The organism is Streptomyces sp. NPDC058308, assembly GCF_042880275.1.
Taxonomy (GTDB): domain Bacteria; phylum Actinomycetota; class Actinomycetes; order Streptomycetales; family Streptomycetaceae; genus Streptomyces.
In genome coordinates this window covers 25,840-45,978 of the sequence record NZ_JBHVZA010000046.1, presented here as the reverse complement: position 1 = coordinate 45,978, position 20,139 = coordinate 25,840, and the positions used below count along the sequence as shown (strand labels likewise).

At 71.2% G+C, this 20,139-nt stretch carries 13 protein-coding genes; 11 read left to right on the top strand and 2 right to left on the bottom strand.

All coding sequences use genetic code 11. The annotated features are described in order from the left end of the window. The 8 genes from ACFVYL_RS35845 to ACFVYL_RS35810 all read left to right on the top strand — a co-directional run. Positions 1-333: alpha-glucosidase C-terminal domain-containing protein (locus ACFVYL_RS35845; RefSeq protein WP_389723821.1), on the top strand; the 333-nt coding region annotated here is incomplete at its 5' end. A 13-nt stretch (positions 334-346) separates the two neighbouring features. Next, a complete protein-coding gene (locus ACFVYL_RS35840; protein WP_389723819.1) occupies positions 347-1,687 on the top strand; it encodes a maltokinase in 1,341 nt (446 codons plus the stop codon). Positions 1,688-1,776: 89 nt separating this feature from the next. Next, positions 1,777-4,089, top strand: coding sequence for a 1,4-alpha-glucan branching enzyme (gene glgB / locus ACFVYL_RS35835; protein WP_389723817.1), 2,313 nt, complete (start codon positions 1,777-1,779; stop codon positions 4,087-4,089). Positions 4,090-4,162: 73 nt separating this feature from the next. Beyond that, positions 4,163-4,696 carry a GNAT family N-acetyltransferase gene (locus ACFVYL_RS35830; protein ID WP_389723814.1) on the top strand — a complete coding sequence of 178 codons (534 nt, stop codon included), beginning with the start codon at positions 4,163-4,165 and terminating at the stop codon, positions 4,694-4,696. 112 nt (positions 4,697-4,808) lie between these two features. Beyond that, positions 4,809-5,969, top strand: coding sequence for a Vms1/Ankzf1 family peptidyl-tRNA hydrolase (locus ACFVYL_RS35825; protein ID WP_389723811.1), 1,161 nt, complete (start codon positions 4,809-4,811; stop codon positions 5,967-5,969). A 388-nt stretch (positions 5,970-6,357) separates the two neighbouring features. Beyond that, positions 6,358-7,824 (top strand): aldehyde dehydrogenase family protein, encoded by a 1,467-nt coding sequence (locus ACFVYL_RS35820; RefSeq protein ID WP_389723808.1) that lies wholly within the window; start codon positions 6,358-6,360, stop codon positions 7,822-7,824. 29 nt (positions 7,825-7,853) lie between these two features. Then, a complete protein-coding gene (locus ACFVYL_RS35815) occupies positions 7,854-9,422 on the top strand; it encodes a GMC family oxidoreductase (protein WP_389723805.1) in 1,569 nt (522 codons plus the stop codon). Then, entirely contained in the window at positions 9,419-10,885 is a 1,467-nt protein-coding gene (locus tag ACFVYL_RS35810) for an APC family permease (protein WP_389723802.1), read from the top strand. The genes ACFVYL_RS35815 and ACFVYL_RS35810 overlap by 4 nt, the downstream gene beginning before the upstream one ends. A 91-nt stretch (positions 10,886-10,976) precedes the next feature. Here the strand turns inward: ACFVYL_RS35810 and ACFVYL_RS35805 are convergent, their stop codons facing one another. Next, entirely contained in the window at positions 10,977-12,113 is a 1,137-nt protein-coding gene (locus ACFVYL_RS35805) for a PQQ-dependent sugar dehydrogenase (RefSeq protein WP_389723799.1), read from the bottom strand. A 306-nt stretch (positions 12,114-12,419) separates the two neighbouring features. Here ACFVYL_RS35805 and ACFVYL_RS35800 point away from each other — a divergent pair, with 306 nt between their 5' ends. Beyond that, complete coding sequence (locus tag ACFVYL_RS35800) at positions 12,420-13,541, top strand: serine hydrolase domain-containing protein (protein ID WP_389723796.1); 1,122 nt, start codon at positions 12,420-12,422, stop codon at positions 13,539-13,541. 149 nt (positions 13,542-13,690) lie between these two features. Here ACFVYL_RS35800 and hemL read toward each other — a convergent pair whose 3' ends face one another. After that, positions 13,691-15,031, bottom strand: coding sequence for a glutamate-1-semialdehyde 2,1-aminomutase (gene hemL / locus ACFVYL_RS35795; RefSeq protein WP_389723793.1), 1,341 nt, complete (start codon positions 15,029-15,031; stop codon positions 13,691-13,693). 576 nt (positions 15,032-15,607) lie between these two features. Here hemL and ACFVYL_RS35790 point away from each other — a divergent pair. Both ACFVYL_RS35790 and ACFVYL_RS35785 read left to right on the top strand, forming a co-directional pair. After that, positions 15,608-16,633: a zinc-binding dehydrogenase gene (locus tag ACFVYL_RS35790; RefSeq protein ID WP_389723791.1), complete on the top strand. Its 1,026-nt coding sequence runs from the start codon at positions 15,608-15,610 to the stop codon at positions 16,631-16,633. Positions 16,634-16,827: 194 nt separating this feature from the next. Beyond that, the gene (locus tag ACFVYL_RS35785; protein ID WP_389723787.1) at positions 16,828-20,127 is read left to right on the top strand and encodes a type I polyketide synthase; all 3,300 of its coding nucleotides are present in this window, start codon (positions 16,828-16,830) and stop codon (positions 20,125-20,127) included. Positions 20,128-20,139: the final 12 nt, after the last annotated feature.

Genomic DNA, 20,139 nt, shown 5'->3' with positions numbered 1-20,139 from the left:
CAGAACCCCGCCTTCGGCCTGGGCTCCTACACCGAACTCCCCTCCACCAACCCCGCCGTCCTCGCCTTCCTGCGCGAGGCCCCCGCGACGGAGGAGGACGGGGACGACCTCGTCCTCTGCGTCCACAACTTCTCCCGCTTCGCCCAGCCCACCGAACTCGACCTCCAGACCTTCAACGGACGCCACCCCGTGGAGCTGATCGGCGGCGTGCGCTTTCCGGCCATCGGGGAACTCCCCTACCTCCTCACCCTCGCGGGCCACGGCTTCTACTGGTTCCGCCTGCGCGACCACCTCCCCCCGCCCCGTCCGGTGGCTCCCGCCGTACGCCTCTGAAGGGATGTGCCGCATGCTCAAGACCGCACCGCTCTCGCACGACAGCCTCAGCCCACCCCTGGTGCTGAGGTCGCTGGCCGGACTGCTTCGGGAGTGGCTCCCGAAGCAGCGGTGGTTCGCGGCCAAGGGGTGGCCCATCACGGACCTCTCCGTCGTGTCGATGACCACGCTGCACCCGGGGTGCCTGCACCTGCTGATCAGCACCCGCCACGCCGGCACCTCGCCGCACTGCTACCAACTCGTGCTCGGCATCCGCGAGGAGCTGCCGCCGCGGCTCCACCACGCGGTCATCGGCAGGCCGACCGTGGGCCCTCTCGCGGGACTCAGCGTGTACGACGCCCTGCTGGACCCCCGGTCGGCGGGGCTGCTCCTGGAGCGGCTGCGGACTCCGGGCGAGGCGGGCCCCCTGCGCTTCGAGTGCGACGCGCGGACCGAGGTGCCCGCCGGGCTCACCCCCCGGCTGCTCGGCGGCGAGCAGTCCAACACCTCGCTGGTGTACGGCAACCGCTTCATCCTGAAGCTCTTCCGCCGCGTCCAGTACGGCACCAACCCGGACCTGGAAGTGCCGTGGGCGCTGTCCGGCGCGGGCTGCGCACGGGTGCCCGCGCCCGTGGCCTGGTTCGGCACCACGCAGCCGCGCAGGACCACGCTGGGCGTCCTGCAGCCCTTCCTGAGCGATGCGACGGACGGCTGGACGCTGGCGCTGCAGTCCCTCGCGGCGGGCCACGACTTCACCGCCGAGTCGTACGAACTCGGGCGTGCCACCGCCGAGGTGCACCTGGCACTCGCCCAGGTCTTCCCGCCCCAGGCACCCGACCGCCGCGCCGGCGCGGAGCTCGCCGCCGCGATGACCGAACGCCTGGAGGCCGCCGCGGGTCAGGTCCCCGCACTCGCTCCGTACGTGCCCAGGCTGCGCGCGGCCTACGACGCCGTCGCCGCGGACGGCCAGGAGCGGCCGGACCAGCGGATCCACGGCGATCTGCACCTGGGCCAGGTGCTGCGGGCCGGGCAGCGGTGGTTCGTCATCGACTTCGAGGGCGAACCGGCCAGGCCGCTCACCGAACGCCGACAGCCGCAGGCTCCGGTACGCGACATCGCGGGCATGCTCCGCTCGTTCGACTACGCGGCGCACTCCGAGCAGCCCTGGCAGCCGCAGTGGGCGCGGAGCTGCCGGGAGGCGTACTGCGCGGGCTATGCCGCCGCGGCGCCATGGGACCCGCGCGCGGAGCCCGCGCTGCTGCGCGCCCACGAGACGGACCGGGCGGTGTACGAAGCGTTGTACGAGGCCAGGCACCGCCCCGAGTGGCTGCCGGTGCCCATGGCGGCGCTCGCCCGGCTCGCGGAGGGCCCTTGACGCCCCGCCCTCGGCCGCCGCTGCTGAAACGTTCCTGCACGGTCTCACCCACCGATTCACCGATCCACTCTTCAGAGGAGAGTTCATCCGTGGCCAGCATCGACACATCCGCTCCCGACCCCGCGGCCGCCCTCCTCGAGCGCCCCCGCTCACGCCCCGCAACAGACAGCGGCCCGCCGCCCGAGGCGCCGCTCGACGCGGAGGACCGCCACCGGCTGCTTTCGGGCACGCACCACGATCCGCACGCCGTCCTCGGCGCCCATCCCGCGCCCGGCGGCATCGCCTTCGTGGTCCTGCGCCCGTACGCCGAAGCGGTGCGGGTCGTCGTCGACGGGCGGAGCGTACGGCTGAACGACGTGGGCGACGGCTTCCACTCCGGAGTCCTGCCCCTCGCCTCGGGCGCCTCCGTGCGCGAGACCTTGCCTGCGTACGAGCTGCGCGTGACGTACGAAGGCCGGGAGAGCGAGCTGCACGACCCCTACCGCTTTTTGCCCGCTCTCGGCGAACTCGACCTGCACCTCATCGGCGAGGGCCGGCACGAGCAGCTGTGGCAGGCGCTCGGGGCGCACCCGATGACCCACCAGGGCACGCGGGGCACCCGTTTCACGGTCTGGGCGCCGAACGCCAGGGGAGTGCGGGTGACCGGCGACTTCTGCCACTGGGACGGGACCGCCCACCCCATGCGCTCCCTCGGCTCGACCGGCGTGTGGGAGCTGTTCGTGCCCGGTCTCGACGAGGGCGCCCTCTACAAGTTCGACATCACGCGCCCCGACGGCACCCACACCGTGCGCGCGGACCCGATGGCCCGCCGTACCGAGGCGCCGCCCGCGACCGCCTCGGTCGTCGAGGTCTCGCGGCACGAGTGGCGGGACGAGGAGTGGATGCGGCGCCGCGGCGACGTACCCGTGCACGAGGCGCCGTTCTCGGTCTACGAGGTGCACCTCGCGTCCTGGCGGCCGGGGCTGACCTACCGTCAGCTCGCTGAGCAACTACCGGCGTACGTATCGGACCTGGGCTTCACCCATGTGGAGCTGATGCCGGTTGCCGAGCACCCCTTCGGCGGTTCCTGGGGCTATCAGGTCACCGGCTTCTACGCCCCGACCGCCCGCCTCGGCACCCCCGACGACTTCAAGCACCTCGTCGACGCGTTCCACCGGGCGGGCATCGGCGTCCTGATGGACTGGGTGCCCGCGCACTTCCCGCGCGACGACTGGGCGCTCGCCACGTTCGACGGGGAGCACCTCTACGAACCGGCGGACCCCCGCCGCGCGGAACACCCCGACTGGGGGACGCTCACCTTCGACTACGGCCGTGCGGAGGTCCGCAACTTCCTCGTCGCCAACGCCACGTACTGGTGCGAGGAGTTCCACGTCGACGGGCTCCGGGTGGACGCCGTCGCCTCGATGCTCTACCTCGACTACTCCCGCGAAGAGGGCCGGTGGGCGCCCAACGCCCACGGCGGGCGGGAGAACGAGGACGCCGTCGCCTTCCTCCAGGAGATGAACGCCACGGTCTACCGCCGCTGCCCCGGGGTGGTCACCATCGCGGAGGAGTCGACCGCGTGGGACGGCGTCACCCGGGCCACCCACGAGACCGGACCCGGCGCCCCCGACAGTCCGGCACGTGGCGGTCTGGGCTTCGGCCTGAAGTGGAACATGGGCTGGTCGCACGACTCCCTGGAGTACATGGGGCACGAGTCCGTGCACCGCCAGTACCACCACTCGGACCTGACCTTCGCCATGGTCTACGCGTACAGCGAGAACTATCTCCTGCCGGTCTCGCACGACGAGGTCGTGCACGGCAAGCGCTCGCTGGTGTCGAAGATGCCCGGCGACTGGTGGCAGCAGCGCGCCGACCACCGCGCCTACCTCGCCTACATGTGGGCCCACCCCGGCAAGCAACTCCTCTTCATGGGGCAGGAGTTCGCGCAGGGCGCCGAGTGGTCGCAGGAGCACGGGCTCGACTGGGGGCTGCTGGACGAGTCCTGGCCGGCGTGGCCCGACCACCACGGGGTGCGGGAGCTGGTGCGGGACCTGAACCACCGCTACCGGGCCACCCCCGCCCTGTGGGAGCAGGACACGACCCCGGCGGGGTTCTCGTGGGTCGTGGTGGACGCGGCGCAGGACAACGTCGTGGCGTTCCTGCGCTGGGCCAAGGACGGCGATCCGCTCCTCGCCGTGTGCAACTTCTCCCCGGTGGTCCGCCACGGCTACGCGTTGGCCGTGCCGGACTCGGTCGGCGCCTGGCAGGAGAGCCTCAACACCGACGCGGCCCGGTACGGCGGCGGTGGCGTCGGCAACCCGGGCCCTCTGAAGCCGGAGCCCGCACCGGACGGAGATGGCCCTTCCCGCCTGAGCGTGACGCTGCCGCCCCTGGCCACCCTGTGGCTGCGCCCGGCCTGACCGGAACGCGATGAGCGCAGGCCACCGCCGGTCTGATTACCACTGAGGCGCCCGCTTTCGGCAGGATGGGCACATGACCGAGATCCGCACGCCCCGCCTCCTCCTGCGTCGCTGGCACGACGACGACCTCACGCCGATGGCGGAGATCAACGCCGACCCGCGCGTCATGCACTGGATCGACGACGGCTCGGTGCACGACCTGGACCGGACGGCGGAGGAGATCGAGCGCTGGGAGGAGGAGTGGGACGACGAGGGCTTCGGCCTCTTCGCCGTCGAACTCCTGGCCTCCGGCGAGCTGGTCGGCTTCACGGGTCTGTCCGTGCCCGAGTTCCTGCCGGAGGTGGCGTCCGAGGTGGCGATCAGCTGGCGGCTCGGCTCCCAGTTCTGGGGCCAGGGGTACGCGTCCGAGGCGGCCCAGGCCACCCTGGAGTTCGCCCTCCAGGACCGCGGCCTCGACCGCGTCATCAGCATCGACCGGCTGGACAACCAGGCCTCCGAGAACGTCATCCGCAAGCTCGGCATGGCGCCGGAACGCGAGACGACGCACCCGGTGTACGGCTATGCGCTGCGCGTCCACGCCATCGACCTCACCGAGTACCAAGCCTGACCGCACACGGCGAAAGGCGGAATCCTCCTCGCGTGTTTGCCGACGGTCATTCGGGTACGCGCCCCTCGAACCGGGGTGAACCCGGATCAACTGGGATGAACGAGGAGGAAGCATGCAGCTGTCGTTCCTGGGACCACTCTTCGACCGTCCCGGCCCGTGGGCCACGGTCTACCTCGATCCTGGCCAGAACGACGAGGCGGGCGCCAAACGCCGCGAACTGTCCGTACGGGAAGTGTGCCGGACGCTGGCGGAGCAGGGCGCGGACACCGCCACCACGGAGGCGGTCGGCGACGTCCTGACCCGCACGCCCGCCGCGGAGTTCCCGGCCGGCCGCGTGGTCTTCGCCACCGCCGGCGAGGTGGTACTCGGCCACCGTCTCTCGCGGCCGCCGCGGGGCCAGATCGCGTCCTGGGCGCCGCTGCCCCACCTGGCGCCCCTGCTGGAGCTTGCGGGACAGGACCCCGCCTGTCTCGTGGCGTACATCGACCGCACCGGCGCGGACTTCGAGCTCCGGTGCGCGGCCGGGCCGCAGGACGCCGGGGGAGTGGAGGGCAGGCAGCGGCCGGTCCACCGCACCGCATCCGGGGACTGGTCCGAGCGGAGCTTCCAGCTCAAGGTGGAGAACACGTGGGAGCACAACGCGGGCGAGATCGCCGAAGCGCTGACCGCGGCGTACGAGAAGTCCGGTGCCGAGCTGGTGGTCCTCGTGGGCGACCCCCGCGAACGGCCCGCGGTGCACGCGAAGCTCCCTGACGCCGTCCGCGACGTGACCGTGGAGACCGAGCACGGCGGCCGGGCCGCCGGATCCGCCTCCCCGGCCCTGGAAGAGGCCATCGCGCGCGCCCGCCACCAGCACGCCGACCGCCGGGCCGAGGAGGCCCTCGCGCGGTTCCGCGCCGGTCGCGTGGGCACCGACAGGCCGACGGACGCGGTCGAGGGCGTCCCGGCCGTGGTGGCGGCCGCCCGCGAGCACCGCATCGACACGCTGCTGGTCCGGCCCGACGGGCCGGACCTGAACCGCGAGGTCTGGGTGGGCCCCGAGCCCGACCAGGCCGCGGTGCGCCGCAACGACGCGCAGACGCTCGGCGAGACCGACCCGGTATCCGTCCGCGCGGACGACGCGCTCCTGCGGTCGGCCGCGGTGACAGGAGCCGACGTACGGATCGTCCCGCGCCCCGGCGAGGCCGCGTCCGACGGCTCGGCCCGACACGAAGCGGCGGACACCGATCTCCCGGCAGGCGGCCTCGGCGCCCTGCTGCGCTGGACGTATTAAGGGGAATCGCTGGACGGTTGAGACCGCCCGCCCGCAGCAACCAGCCCTGTGCCAGGCGTCGTTGGACCGCGTCACGGCTGTTACCGCCCGCCGTGAGCGGTGAGAGAACGGGGAGCGCCGCGCCCGGAGGCGCGGCAGGCCCTGAGCACGTACTCGCCCCGACGGTTCTGTACGGACCGTCGGGGCGCGCGTGTGTGCGAGAACGGGCGCCCGCGGCTCTCGGGAAAGGGCCGGGTCCTAGCCCAACCAGGTCACATCTGCCCCCAACCCTCGCCCGGCCGGTGCGTCCCCATGGCCGGTGCGCGCGGATCGGACGATGTTGGTGCGCGGCGTACGTGCCGGTGGGTGACCTCGGCACCGGACAGGTACGAGAGCGAGGGAGCCCACGATGCCGGAACTGTTCGTCGACGGGGAGTGGACCGGAGCCGTCCGAGGCGCGCGACGGGACGTGATCAATCCGTACGACGCGTCCGTCGTCCAGCCGGTCGACGAGGCCGACGAGGCGGACGTCGACCTCGCCGTACAGGCCGCCCGGCGCGCCTTCGACCGTGGCGAGTGGCCGGGCGCACCCACTCGGGAGCGCGCGGACGTGCTGCTCAGAGTGGCGCGGTTCCTCCTGCGCGACCAGGAGGAGATCGCCCACGTCGAGTCCCTGGACACCGGCAAGACGCTCGCGGAGGCGCGGATCGACGTCGAGGACGTCTCGAACGCCTTCCGTTACTTCGGCGAGATCGCCGACAAGGACGGCGGCCGGGTCGTGGACGTCGGCCCCGACGTGCTCAGCCGGGTCACCTACCATCCCGTCGGGGTCTGCGCGCTCATCGCGCCGTGGAACTACCCGCTGCTGCAGGCCTCCTGGAAGGTCGCCCCGGCCCTGGCCGCGGGCAACACCTTCGTGCTCAAGCCCAGCGAGATCACCCCGCTCTCCACGATCCACATGATGCGGCTCATCGCCGAGGCGGGTGCCCCGGCCGGGGTCGCCAACCTCGTGCTCGGCCCGGGCGGCACGGTGGGCGCGGCCATGTCCGCCCACCCCGAGGTGGACCTGGTCTCCTTCACCGGCGGGCTGGCCACCGGGCGCCGGATCATGGAGGCGGGCGCACCGGGGGTGAAGAACCTCGCCCTGGAGCTCGGCGGCAAGAACCCCAACGTGGTCTTCGCCGACTGCGACTTCGACGCCGCCGTCGACCACGCCCTGGAGGCATCGTTCCTGCACTCGGGCCAGGTCTGCTCGGCGGGCTCCCGGCTCCTCGTCGAGGACTCCCTGCACGACCGGTTCGTGGAGCGCCTCGCCGCCCGCGCGAGCACCATCCGGCTCGGCAACGGGCTCGACGCGGCGACCGAGAGCGGTCCGCTCAGCTCCGCCGAGCACCGGGAGAAGGTCGAGAGCTACCTGGAGATCGCCGCCGAGGAGGGCGCCCGCCTCGTCTGCGGCGGTCGCCGCCCCGAGGACCCGGAACTGTCGCGCGGCTTCTTCCTGCTGCCCACCCTCTACGCCGACTGCGACCGCTCCATGCGCATCGTCCAGGAGGAGGTCTTCGGCCCGGTGGTCACGGTGGAACGTTTCCGTACCGAAGAAGAGGCCGTCGAGCTCGCCAACGACACGCGGTACGGCCTTGCCGGCGGCATCTGGACGAACGACGCGAGCCGCGCCCAGCGCGTCGCGGCCGCGCTGCGCCACGGCACGGTCTGGATCAACGACTTCCACCCCTACGTGCCGCAGGCGGAGTGGGGCGGCTTCGGCCGTTCCGGCTTCGGCCGGGAGCTCGGACCCACCGGCCTGCGCGAGTACCAGGAGGCCAAGCACATCTACCAGAACCTGAAGCCTGCCCCCTCCGGCTGGTTCAAGGGCTGAGCGGGCAGGGCGAGAGAGAGGGCGACGGCATGGCCGACGAGACGACGACCTACGACTATTTGATCATCGGCGGCGGTACGGCGGGCTCCGTACTGGCCGCCCGGCTGAGCGAGGACCCGGCCTGCCGGGTCTGCGTGGTGGAGGGCGGGCCCAGCGACGTCGGCGACGACCGCATCCTGCGCCTGCGCAACTGGATCAACCTGCTCGGCTCCGAATTCGACTACGGCTACACCACCGAGGAGCAGCCGCGCGGCAACTCCCACATCCTGCACTCCCGGGCCCGCGTGCTCGGCGGCTGCTCCTCGCACAACACCCTGATCAGCTTCCTGCCGTTCCCGCAGGACCTCGACGAGTGGGTGGCGAGCGGCTGCGAGGGCTGGGATCCCGAGACGATCCTGCCGTACCGGGCGCGGCTGCAGAACAACATCGTGCCCGTCGGCGCCGCCGACCGTAACGCCATCGCAGAGGACTTCGTGACGGCGGCGGCCACCTGCCTCGGCGTCCCGGTCGTCGAGGACTTCAACGCCCGCCCCTTCACCGACGGCGCCGGTTTCTTCTCCCTCGCGTACGACCCGGAGACCAACAAGCGGTCCTCCGCGTCGGTCGCCTATCTCCACCCCATCATGGACCGGCCCAACCTGACGCTGCGTCTGGAGACCTGGGCCTACCGGCTGTTGCCCGACAGCGAGGGCCGGTTCACCCGCGTGGAGGTCCGCAACCCCGACGGGTCGGTGTCGACGCTGGAGGCCGAGGCGGAGGTGCTGCTGTGCGCCGGGGCCATCGACACGCCGAGGCTGCTCCTGCTCTCCGGCATCGGGCCCGCCGAGCAGCTGCGCGACCTGGGCATCGAGGTCCGCGCCGATCTGCCCGGGGTCGGCGAGAACCTCCTCGACCACCCGGAGTCGGTGATCGTGTGGGAGACCGGCGGTCCGCTGCCGCCCAACTCCGCCATGGACTCCGACGCCGGTCTCTTCCTGCGCCGCGACGCGGCGGGCGGCCCGCGCCCCGACCTGATGTTCCACTTCTACCAAGTGCCGTTCACCGTCAACACGGAACGCCTCGGCTACCCGGTGCCCGAGCACGGCGTCTGCATGACCCCGAACGTGCCGCGCGCCCGCTCCGTCGGCCGCATGTGGCTGCGCAGCGCGGACCCGACCGTCAAACCCGCCCTGGACTTCCGCTACTTCACCGATCCGGAGGGCCACGACGAGCGCACGATCGTCGACGGCCTGCGCATCGCCCGTGAGGTGGCCGCCACCGCCCCGTTCAGCGACTGGCTGCTGCGCGAGGTGGCGCCGGGGCCGGACGTGCAGTCCGACGAGGACCTGTCGGAGTACGGCCGGCGCGCCGCGCACACCGTCTACCACCCGGCGGGCACCTGCCGGATGGGCGCGGAGGACGACCCGATGGCGGTGGTCGACCCGCAGCTGCGGCTGCGCGGCCACGACGGCCTGCGCATCGTGGACGCCTCCATCTTCCCCACCATGCCGTCCATCAACCCGATGGTCACGGTGCTGCTCGCCGCCGAGCGCGCGGCCGATCTCATCACCGCCCGGCCGGGCCCTGGCCCCGTGGGCACGGAAGGGGGCAACCAGTGACCGTTCCCGGCACACCGGACGGCGCCGCGGACACCGCGCCGGGAGAACAGGAATCGGAGTTCCGCAAGGACATGGGGCCCTGGGCGAACTTCGCCCTCGGGTTCACCTACCTCTCGCCGGTGGTGAGCACGTACACCCTCTTCGGCACGGCTCTCGCCGACGGCGGCCCCCCGATGATCTGGGCCTTCGTCATGGCGGGCTGCGGACAGTTCCTCGTCGCACTGGTCTTCGGCGAGGTCGTCGCGCAGTACCCGGTCGCGGGCGGTGTCTACCCGTGGGCCAGGCGGCTCTGGGGCAAGCGCTGGGCGTGGATGACGGGCTGGGTCTACATGTGGGCGCTGCTCGTCACGATCACGAGCGTCGCGTACGGGGCGGGGCCCTACATCGCGATCCTGCTCGGTTTCCGCCCCACCGTGCACACCACCGTGCTGTGCACGGTCGCGTTGATCGTCATCGCCGTGCTCATCAACTACGCGGGCACGAAGGCCCTTTCGTGGGCGGCCCTGATCGGCTTCGGCGCGGAGCTGCTCGGCGCGATCGTCGTCGGCATCATCCTGCTGACCACGCACCGCTTCCACGGCCTCGGCGTCCTCTTCGACGACTACGGCGCGGCCGGTGACAGCTCCTACCTGCCCGTCTTCCTCGGCGCGGCGATCATCGGCTTCTACCAGTACTACGGCTTCGAGGCCTGCGGAGACGTCGCCGAAGAGGTCAAGCACCCCGGCCAGGTGATCCCCAAGGCGATGCGCCGCACCATCTACGTCGGCGGGATCGCGGCGACGTTCACCTGTCTGACGCTGCTCCTCGCCGTCGTCGACTACAAGGCGGTCATCTCCGGCGAGGACGCCGACCCGGTGGTCAGGGTCCTCTTCGACGCCCTCGGCGAAGCGGGCGCGCGGACCGTGATGGCCGTCGTCCTCATCTCCTTCCTGTCCTGCACGATCAGCCTCCAGGCCGCCGCGGGCCGGCTGATCTACTCGTACGCCCGGGACGAGATGGTCATCGGGCACCGGATGCTGCGGAAGTTCTCCGAGGCTCGCGCGGTGCCGCCGTACGCACTCCTTGTCGCCGCGGTCCTGCCGACGCTGATCGCCTTCGGGTCGCTGATCTCGGCGGACGCCCTGACCAAAATCGTCTCCTTTGCGATCCTCGGCATCTACGCCGCCTTCCAGATGGTCGTCCTCGCCGCGCTGCGGGCCCGCCTCAAGGGGTGGAAGCCGAGCGGCGAGTACCGCCTCGGCCGGTGGGGCCTTACGGTCAACATCGGGGCGCTGGCCTACGGGATCTTCGCCATCGTCAACATCGCCTGGCCCCGCACCCCCGAAGCCCCCTGGTACGACAACTGGATCGTGCTGCTCAGCGGCGGCGTCGTGGTGGGCGCGGGCCTCGTGTACATGTTCACCACCCACCACTACGGGCGCGGCGACGCCCCTTCGGGGAACGCGGTGCCCGACGAGGGGTGACCGGGCTCGCCCCGGCGAACGGCCGCGGAGCGTCGTCCGCGGCCGCGATCGGCCAGAGAGAGGAAAACTGCCTCAGGGCATGGCGCAATCGTCACGCCGGGTCGATGCGGGAGACGGCGCCGCCGATGTCGAGCACGTACAGCTCACCGCCGCGGCCCTGCACGAACGAGACGACCTCGCCGCCGTTGACCCCGAGATCGCTCACACCGGTCACCTTGCCGTCCTTCATCCGCAGGGCGCGGACGGTGCCGTCGCAGTAGTCGCTGAACAGATACTGGCCCCTGAGGGCCGGGATCGCCTTGCCCCGGTAGACGTATCCGCCGGTGACCGAGCAGCCGAGGCCGGTGCGGTCGTACTCGTGCACCGGCGGCACGTGGTTCGCGGGCTCGGTGCCCTCGCGGAAGGGGTGGGTGCCCTCCATCCGGGACCAGCCGTAGTTCTCGCCGCCCCGGCTCTTCGCCGGTGCCCAGTCGATCTCCTCCCAGGCGCTCTGGCCGACGTCGCCGATCAGCAGGTCGCCCGTGCCCGCGTCGAAGGAGAACCGCCACGGGTTGCGCAGCCCGTACGCCCAGATCTCGCCCTTCGCCTTCGGGTCGCCCACGAACGGGTTGTCCTTCGGGATCGCGTACGGCTTGCCGCCCCGCGGGTCGATGCGCAGCAGCTTGCCGAGCAGGGTGTCGAGGTTCTGCCCGTTGCCGTGCGGGTCGCCGCCCGAGCCACCGTCGCCGAACGCGATGTAGAGGTAGCCGTCGGGGCCGAACTTGATGTCGCCGCCGTTGTGGTTGGGGTAGGGCTGCGTCTGGGTGAGGACGGTGCGCCGGGTCTTCGGCTGGATCTTGCCGCCCCGCACGGCGAACTCGTCGATGGTGCTGGTGCCTTCGAGGTTCGTGAACGAGATGTAGAAGTGCGCGTACTTCTTGTCGAACGCGATGCCCAGCAGGCCGCGTTCGCCGTCGGTGGTGGTCTCGCCGGATATGTCGAGCACGGGCTCGCTGAGCCCCTGCTTTCCCAACATCCGTACGGTTCCGGCCCGTTCGGCTATCCAGACCGTGCCGCCGGGACCCGTGGTCCCGGCGATCGGATTCTGGGCCATGGCCACCTGACTGAGCGTGACCTTCGGTGTCTGGCGTGGGCCTGCGGGCTCGTCGGCGGACGCCGTGGCCAGGGCGAGGGAGGCGATGAGGCAGATGGAGCCGATGATCGCCGAGCTGCTGGTGCGAAGTTTCACCGTGATCCTCCTGGAGGCGGCGAATGGGGGAGGTCACCCGGCTGCTGGGGGCCGTGGGAAGGGGTGTCGCCCGCGCCGGCGCGCAACCTGGGTGGGGGGATGTGTGCTACTGGCTGCGGATGAGAATACTGGGACAGGCCTGATTGGCGTAGACCAAGGGGCCATGGATCTGCCTCGGTTCAGCCTCGGGCCCGGCTTTCCGTACACTGCCTGGGTCAAATGATCATGTTTTACCGCTTGGGGGTTGGGAAACGCATGTCTTTTCGCGCATCCGGCAGAGAACGTAATGTGCTCCGGAGTCTTGCCGTGGCTCTCGGCGTCGCGGTGGCGCTGACGGGCGCCACCGGTACCGCAACCGCGGCCGAGGCGCCCGGCGGCCACGGCGCCACCCAGCGGGCCCTCGACGCGCTGGAGCGGTCCGGCATACCGGGCGTGGCCGCCGAGGTGAACGGACCGCAGGGCAAGTGGTTCGGATCCGCGGGCTACGCCGACACCGCGACCGGGCGCAAGCGGACCGCGGCGGACCATCTGCGCGCGGGCAGCAACACCAAGTCCCTTGTCTCCGTGGTGCTTCTGCAGCTGGAGGCCGAGAAGAAGCTCAGCCTCGACGACTCCGTCGAGCGCTGGCTGCCCGGCGTGCTGCAGGGGAACGGCTACGACGGCACGAAGGTGACGGTACGTCAACTCCTGAACCACACCAGCGGCGTGCACGACATGGTGTCCACGCCGGAATGGCGCGAGCACATGAACGGGCCGGGCTTCCTGGCCCACCGCTACGACGCCTGGACGCCGCGGCGGATCGTCGACCTGGCGCTCACGTACAAGCCCGACTTCGAGCCCGGCACCAGCTGGAACTACTCCAACACCAACTTCGTGCTCGCGGGCATGATCATCGAGAAGGTCACGGGCAACACCTACGCCCACGAGGCCGAGCGGCGCATCATCAAGCGGCTGAAACTGCGCGAGACCACCTTCCCCGGCACCGACCCGAAAATGCCCGCGCCCCACGCGATCGGCTACTCCAAGCTGTACGCGGCGAACCCCGGCCCCGAGATCTACGACGCCACGGAGTACAACCCGGCGTGGTCCGGCGCGACCGGCGAGGTCATCAGCACCACGGGGGACCTCAACCGCTACTACAGCGCCCTCCTGAAGGGGCAGCTCCTGCCGCCCGCCCAGCAGAAGGAACTCCTGGACACGGTCGAGACGGGGACCACCTTCGCCTACGGAGCCGGGTTGATCGTCCGCACGCTGTCGTGCGGAGTGCGGGTCTACGGTCACGACGGCATCGTCTGGGGCTCGCTGACCAGCACGGCGACCACGGCGGACGGCAAGCACAGCCTGACCTTCCACCTCAACGGCGACTGGCTGGAGGACGGGAAGCTCTACGACGACGTCTTCGAGGCGGAGTTCTGCGGCAAGGGCTGAGCCGCCGCCTGCCGTCGGGCCAGGCGTAGTGGGAGCACTGGCCCCGTCGGGCACACCAGCACCGCTGCACTCCGCCGCGGTGCTGGCTCAGCTCGCCTGCCTCGACGCGGGGGCCGGGTCTCCCGTCATCCCTGGTCCGGCTTCCGCGGTCAGTCCGGGCGAGCCTCGGCCGCGGCGCGGGCGGCGTACGGAAGGGCGTCCATGATCCTCGCCATGGCGCGGTCGTCGTGGGCGGCCGTGACGAACCACGCTTCGTAGACGCTGGGCGGCAGGGCGACGCCGTGTTCGAGCATGGCGTGGAAGAAGGGCGCGAACCGGTGGGTGTCCTGCGCCTGTACGGCTTCGTAGTCCCTGGCGGGCTTTGGGGCGAACAGGACGGAGAACAGGCTGCCGGCGGACTGGATGCGGTGGGCGACGCCGGCCTTCGTGAGGGCGTCGGACACCGCTGCCCGAAGGTCGCTGCTCACCCGGTCGAGTCGGGCGTAGACCGCCTGGTCCGCGAGCCGGAGTGTGGCGATGCCGGCCGCGACGGCGAGCGGGTTACCGGACAGGGTGCCGGCCTGGTACACGGGGCCGTTGGGCGAGAGGTGTCCCATGATGTCGCTCCTGCCGCCGACCGCGGCCACAGGCATGCCACCACCGATCACCTTGCCGAAAGTGACCAGGTCGACGTCGTAGGGCTGGGCCGAGCGCGTCTTCTCCAGCCCCCAGTATCCGTCCGGGGCGACCCTGAAGCCGGTGAGGACTTCGTCGAGGATCAGCAGCGCGTCGTTGTCGTGCGCGATCGAGGCGAGAGCGGCGTTGAACCCGGGATCGGGCGGCACGACCCCCATGTTCGCGGCCGCCGCCTCGACGATGACCGCCGCGATCCGCCCCGAATGGGCTGCGAAGGCGGCGCGCACCGCGTCGAGGTCGTTATAGGGCAGGACGACGGTCTGCGCGGTGATCGGCTCGGGGACACCGGCCGAGGCGGGCAGGCCGAAGGTGGCCACGCCCGAGCCCGCGGCGGCGAGCAGGCCGTCCGAGTGGCCGTGGTAGTGACCGGCGAACTTCACCACCAGCGGCTTGCCGGTGAAGCCGCGCGCGAGGCGGATCGCGGTCATGGTCGCCTCGGTGCCGGTCGATACGAGGCGCAGCTCGTCGATGAGGCCGCCCGCCGCGCGGGCGCCGCCGAGCCGTTCAACGACGAGCTCGGCCAGCTCCGTCTCGGCCGGCGTCGTGGCGCCGAACGAGAGGCCACGGGCCGCTGCGTCCTGAACCGCCGTGACGACGGCCGGGGGAGCGTGACCGAGGATCGCGGGGCCCCAGGAGGCGACGAGGTCGACGTACTCACGTCCCTCGACGTCCGTGACGTACGGACCGGAGGCGGAGACGATGAAGCGCGGCGCCCCACCGACCGACCGGAACGCGCGCACCGGCGAGTTGACCCCGCCAGGGATGACCTTCTGAGCCCGGGCGAACTGGAACTCGTTGTCCGTCGCCGCACTCATCGTCCGACCACCCTCTCGGCGAGCGCGGCGGTCTCGCGGGCGAACACCGCGCGGGTACGGACGACTTGAGTGGATGTAGCAGCCATGTCGGCAGTCTAGGACAGCGGCATTCGCGGGCGCGGCGGGGCAGGGTGCGGGAGGCAGTCGGTGAACGTGTGAGCTCTGGCGGCTGGTTGGGTCATTCTGCGGTCCTACCCGTTCGGTTTCGGACAGCGCCTGATGGTCTCCGGTCCGCTTGCCGCGCGAGATGCACGACCGGTGCCCGGCCGGTCCTCCCCGCCGCGGCACCTGCGTGAATTGCCTTTGCGTCCACGACGGCAAGCGCTTGGCCCTGAAGGAACTTCAGTCGCACAGCGCGTCGGGAATCGGAATCGCAGTTGTGAATCCGTGGATTCCATGAACAATTCAAGGACCGCAGGTGGGCGTGCTTGAGGCGGCAGGACATTGGGCGGGTTTCCCCACGCGTATCGCCGTTGCGGCGTCGCGAATTCCGGCCCGCGCTCTGGCCGCCCCGAGTTGACTCAAATCGCCGGGGTTACGTGGACGGCACACCTACCCGTCGTTATGGTCGGCCGAATGCATATAGCGAGGCTTCACGGGATCGCGGACCTGCGGGTCGAGGACGAGCTCGCGCCGGAGGCCGGTGCGGGCGAAACCCTGGTGCGGGTGACCGCGGTCGGGATCTGCGGGTCCGACCTGCACTGGTACGAGGACGGCGCGATCGGCGACGCGAAACTGGAGCGGCCGCTGGTCCCCGGACACGAGGGGGCCGGCGAGATCGTGTCCGGGCCACGGCGCGGGGAGCGGGTCGCCATCGACCCGGCGATCCCCTGCGAGGCGTGCCCGGCGTGCCGGGAAGGACGGCGGAACCTCTGCCACAACATCCTCTTCTCCGGACACGGGGTCACGGACGGGATGCTGCGCGAGGTCATGCCGTGGCCGGCGGACCGACTGCACCCGCTGCCCGACCGGGTGTCCGACGTGGGCGGCGCGATGCTGGAGCCGTTGGGGGTCGCGCTGTGGGCGCTTGACCTGGGAAGGGTGCCGTTCGGCGGCACGGCGGCGGTCGTGGGCTGCGGCCCGGTCGGCCTGCTCCTCATCCAACTGCTGCGGGCCGCCGGGGTGTCCCGCCTGATCGCGGTCGAACCGCTCGCCCACCGCCGCGAAGCCGCCGCCACCTGCGGCGCCGACGAGGTCCTCGACCCGTCGGCCGCCTCCCCCTCGTCGGTGTCCGTCCCCGCCTCGGCGGCGGACTCCGACTTCTCCTCATGCGGCGTCGACGTCGCGTTCGAGATGGCCGGGAACGACGACGGGGTGCGCATCGCCATGGAGTCCGTGCGGCCGGGAGGCCACGTGGTGCTCGGCGGCATCCCCGGCTCGGACACGACCACGTTCCGCGCCTCGCTCGCACGGGGCAAGGAGCTGACGATGGCGATGGTGCGCCGGATGAACGAGGTCTACCCGCGCGCCATCGACCTGGCGGCGCGCGGCGTGGTCGCACTCGACCCCCTGGTGACGTCCCGGATCCCGCTGGCCGAAGCGCCGGCCGCGTTCGCTGCGGCGCAGCGCCGCGAAGGGCTGAAGGTCGTCATCACGCCGTAGCGGCGTCAGCGCGCCGCAGCGGGGGAGGAGGGGGACGGATCCTCGCATTCACTCAAGGACCGATATCCCAAGAATAGTTAAAACCGCTGATCGGAGCCGCTCACGGAAACGGCTCCGACGCTGGCTCTAAAGGCTGTCTAACCCCTCGCCGGTATCGGGTTGACCCCCGGGATCGGCGCTGCCTAGCCTGAAAAATGGCTGGACCAAGTAAAAAAATCGGCAGGCCTATGGAAGTTGGTCTCCGGTGGGAGGGGACGATGTCCGAGTCAGCGTCAAGCGGTATGACGACCGAACCGATCGCAATCATTGGGATGGCATGCCGGTACCCCGGCGGTCTCGCTTCTCCCGAAGAACTGTGGGAATTCCTCACGGCCGAATCCGAGGCCATCTCCGATTTCCCCGCCGACCGGGGCTGGGACCTTGCCCGGCTCCGTTCGGACCCCACACGGGCGGGCGCCAGTTCGGTGGACCGGGGCGGTTTCCTCGACGCCGCCGAATTCGACGCCGCGTTCTTCGGCATATCGCCCCGCGAGGCAGTCGCCATGCATCCCGAGCAACGCATCCTGCTCGAAGTCTCATGGGAAGCATGCGAACGGGCCATGCTGGACCCGCTGTCGGTGAGCGGCATGAACATGGGCGTGTTCGCGGCCCGGCTCTCGACCGAGTACGGGCCGCCGATGCATCTGGCGCCGGAGGGCTCCGCCGGGCTGATGCTCACCGGCACCATACCCAGCGCGCTCAGCGGGCGGATCGCCTACACGCTGGGGGTCGTCGGACCGGCGATCACGATCGACACCGCCTCTTCCGGCTCGTTGGTCGCGACGCATCTGGCGGTGCAGTCGCTCCGGGCCGGGGAGTGCGATCTCGCACTGGCCGGCGGCGTCTCGGTCATGCCCTCACCGGGGTTCTTCACCGAGTTCACCAGGCAGCAGGGCCTCACGCCGGACGGCAGGGCGAAGCCCTTCTCCGCCGACGCGGACGGCACGGTCTGGTCCGAAGGGGCGGGCATGATCATGCTCACCCGGCTGTCGGACGCCCGGGCGAACGGTCATCAGGTCCTCGCGGTGATCCGCGGTTCCGCCGTCAACTCCGATGGCGCGACGGAGGGTTTGGTCGTGCCGAGCGCTCCCGCGCAGGAACGGCTGATCGTCAGGGCGCTGGCCAACGCGGGTCTCTCGGCCGCCGATGTGGACGCCGTCGAGGCGCACGGATCGGGCACCAAGGCCGGCGACCGGGCAGAAGGCGGAGCTCTGATCGCCGCGTACGGGGTGGATCGTCCGGTGGGTCGGCCTCTATGGGTGGGGAGTGTGAAGTCGAACATCGGTCATGCGCAGGCGGCGGCGGGTGTGGCGGGTGTGATCAAGACGGTGATGGCGTTGCGGCATGGGGTGTTGCCGGGATTGGTGCATCTTTCGTCGCTGACCCCGCACGTGGACTGGGACGGCAGCGGGGTGGTGCCGTTGGCGAAGGCGGTCGAGTGGCCGGAGGGTGATCGGCCGCGGCGGTGTGGTGTGTCGTCGTTCGGGGTGAGTGGGACGAACGCGCACGTGATCGTGGAGGAGGCACCGCCGCTGGAGGCGGATGCGCACCCGGGCGGTGCGACCGGTGCGGCTCAGGTGCCGGTTCCGGTTCTGGCTCCGGCCGCGCAGCTCGATGTCGTGCCCTGGGTGGTCTCCGCGCGGACCGAGGAGGGGCTGCGGGCGCAGGCGGCGGGGCTGCTTCCGGTCGCGGAGGCGGAGCGGCCGCAGGACGTGGGGTTCTCGTTGGCGGTGACGCGGTCGCGGTTCGATCACCGGGCGGTGGTGTTGGGGTCCCGGCGCGACGAACTGGCGTCAGGGCTCGCGTCGTTGTCCCGTGGCGAGCCGACGCCCCACGTGGTGCGGGGAACGGCGTGGGCGGACCCGCGACCGGTGTTCGTCTTCCCCGGACAGGGCGGCCAGTGGCAAGGGATGGCGACAGCCTTGGCCGAATCGTCCCCGGTCTTCGCCGACTCTCTGGCGGAGTGCGGTCGGGCGCTGGAGCGCTATGTGCCGTGGTCGCTGGACGAGGTGTTGAGGGGCGCGGTCGACGCCCCGAGTCTCGATCGGGTCGATGTGGTGCAGCCCGCGCTGTGGGCGGTGATGGTGTCCTTGGCGCGGGTGTGGCGGGCGTACGGAGTCGAACCGGCCGCCGTGGTCGGGCATTCGCAGGGTGAGATCGCCGCGGCGTGTGTGGCGGGCGCGCTGTCGCTGGACGACGGGGCCCGCGTGGTCGCGCGACGCAGTCAACTTGTCGTGCCGCTGGCGGGGAGCGGGGCGATGCTGTCGCTCGGGCTGGGCGCCGCTCAGGCGCGCGAGTGGACCGCCCGTTGGGGACAGCGACTCTCCGTGGCCGCGGTGAACGGCCCGGGGTCGGTGGCGGTGAGCGGTGAGGCGTCGGCGGTCGAGGAGTTGCGGGCCGAGTGCGAGGCCGCCGGGATTCGTGCCCGTACCATCAACGCGGATTACGCATCGCACAGCAGTCATGTCGACCCGATCAAGCGGCAGTTGCTGGATGCGGTGCGGGACGTGCGGCCGCGCGCGGGTTCCGTTCCGATGATCTCGACGGTGACCGGGGAGCCGGTCGGGCACGAGGAGTTGGACGCGGAGTACTGGTGGCGCAATCTGCGCCGCCCGGTCGAGTTCGAGGCCGCTTCACGGCACTTGCTGGCAACAGGGCATCACGTGTTCATCGAGATCAGCCCGCATCCGGTGATGGCGTTCGGCCTGGAGGGCACGATCGAGGCGGCACGGGCCGACGCCGCGGTGGTCGGGACTCTGCGCCGCGACGACGGCGGCCCGGACCGGATGACGACCTCCCTCGCCCAGGCCCACGCTCACGGCGTCACGGTCGACTGGAGCACCCACTTCGCCCCGGCCCGGCCCCGCCGCATCCCCCTGCCCACCTACCCCTTCCAACGCCGGCGCTACTGGCTCACCACACCCGGCCTGGCCTCGGGTGACGGGCAGACCGGGGCGGAAATCGGCGAACAGGGACCGCCGACGGCGAGCGGCGGCCGGACGGTCACCGCCGCGCGCGACGTATGGGATCTGTTGGACGGCGAGATCGCCGCCGTGCTCGGCCTGGACGCGTCGGTCCGGACGGCGGTGAACCTCTCGTTCAAGGCGCTGGGGTTCGAGTCGATGACCGGTGTGGAACTCCGCAACCGGCTGTGCGCCGCGACGGGGCTCCGGCTGCCGACCACTCTCATTTTTGACTACCCGTCACCTCGCGAGCTGGCCCACCACTTGATCGCCGAACTCGGTACGGGTGACGGCCCCGAGACCCCCGGCCACGACAACACCCGCGACAACAACTCTCACGACAACAACTCTCACGACAACAACACCCACGACTCAGGCCCCGACGCCGCCCAGGCGCCCGAGGCCCGCGGCGAGCACGCCTTCGACGACATGAACGGCGATGAGCTCGTACGGATGGCGCTGCGTCGAAAGAGCCCAAGTGACGTCGCCTGACCGGCCTTTGGC

Excerpts from the sequence above, each read along its gene's own strand:
- ACFVYL_RS35785 (WP_389723787.1), top strand. The coding sequence starts at position 16,828 with ATGGCTGGACCAAGTAAAAAAATCGGCAGGCCTATGGAAGTTGGTCTC.
- ACFVYL_RS35790 (WP_389723791.1), top strand. The coding sequence starts at position 15,608 with ATGCATATAGCGAGGCTTCACGGGATCGCGGACCTGCGGGTCGAGGAC.
- hemL (WP_389723793.1), bottom strand. The coding sequence starts at position 15,031 with ATGAGTGCGGCGACGGACAACGAGTTCCAGTTCGCCCGGGCTCAGAAG.
- ACFVYL_RS35820 (WP_389723808.1), top strand. The coding sequence starts at position 6,358 with ATGCCGGAACTGTTCGTCGACGGGGAGTGGACCGGAGCCGTCCGAGGC.
- ACFVYL_RS35815 (WP_389723805.1), top strand. The coding sequence starts at position 7,854 with ATGGCCGACGAGACGACGACCTACGACTATTTGATCATCGGCGGCGGT.
- ACFVYL_RS35840 (WP_389723819.1), top strand. The coding sequence starts at position 347 with ATGCTCAAGACCGCACCGCTCTCGCACGACAGCCTCAGCCCACCCCTG.
- ACFVYL_RS35830 (WP_389723814.1), top strand. The coding sequence starts at position 4,163 with ATGACCGAGATCCGCACGCCCCGCCTCCTCCTGCGTCGCTGGCACGAC.
- ACFVYL_RS35825 (WP_389723811.1), top strand. The coding sequence starts at position 4,809 with ATGCAGCTGTCGTTCCTGGGACCACTCTTCGACCGTCCCGGCCCGTGG.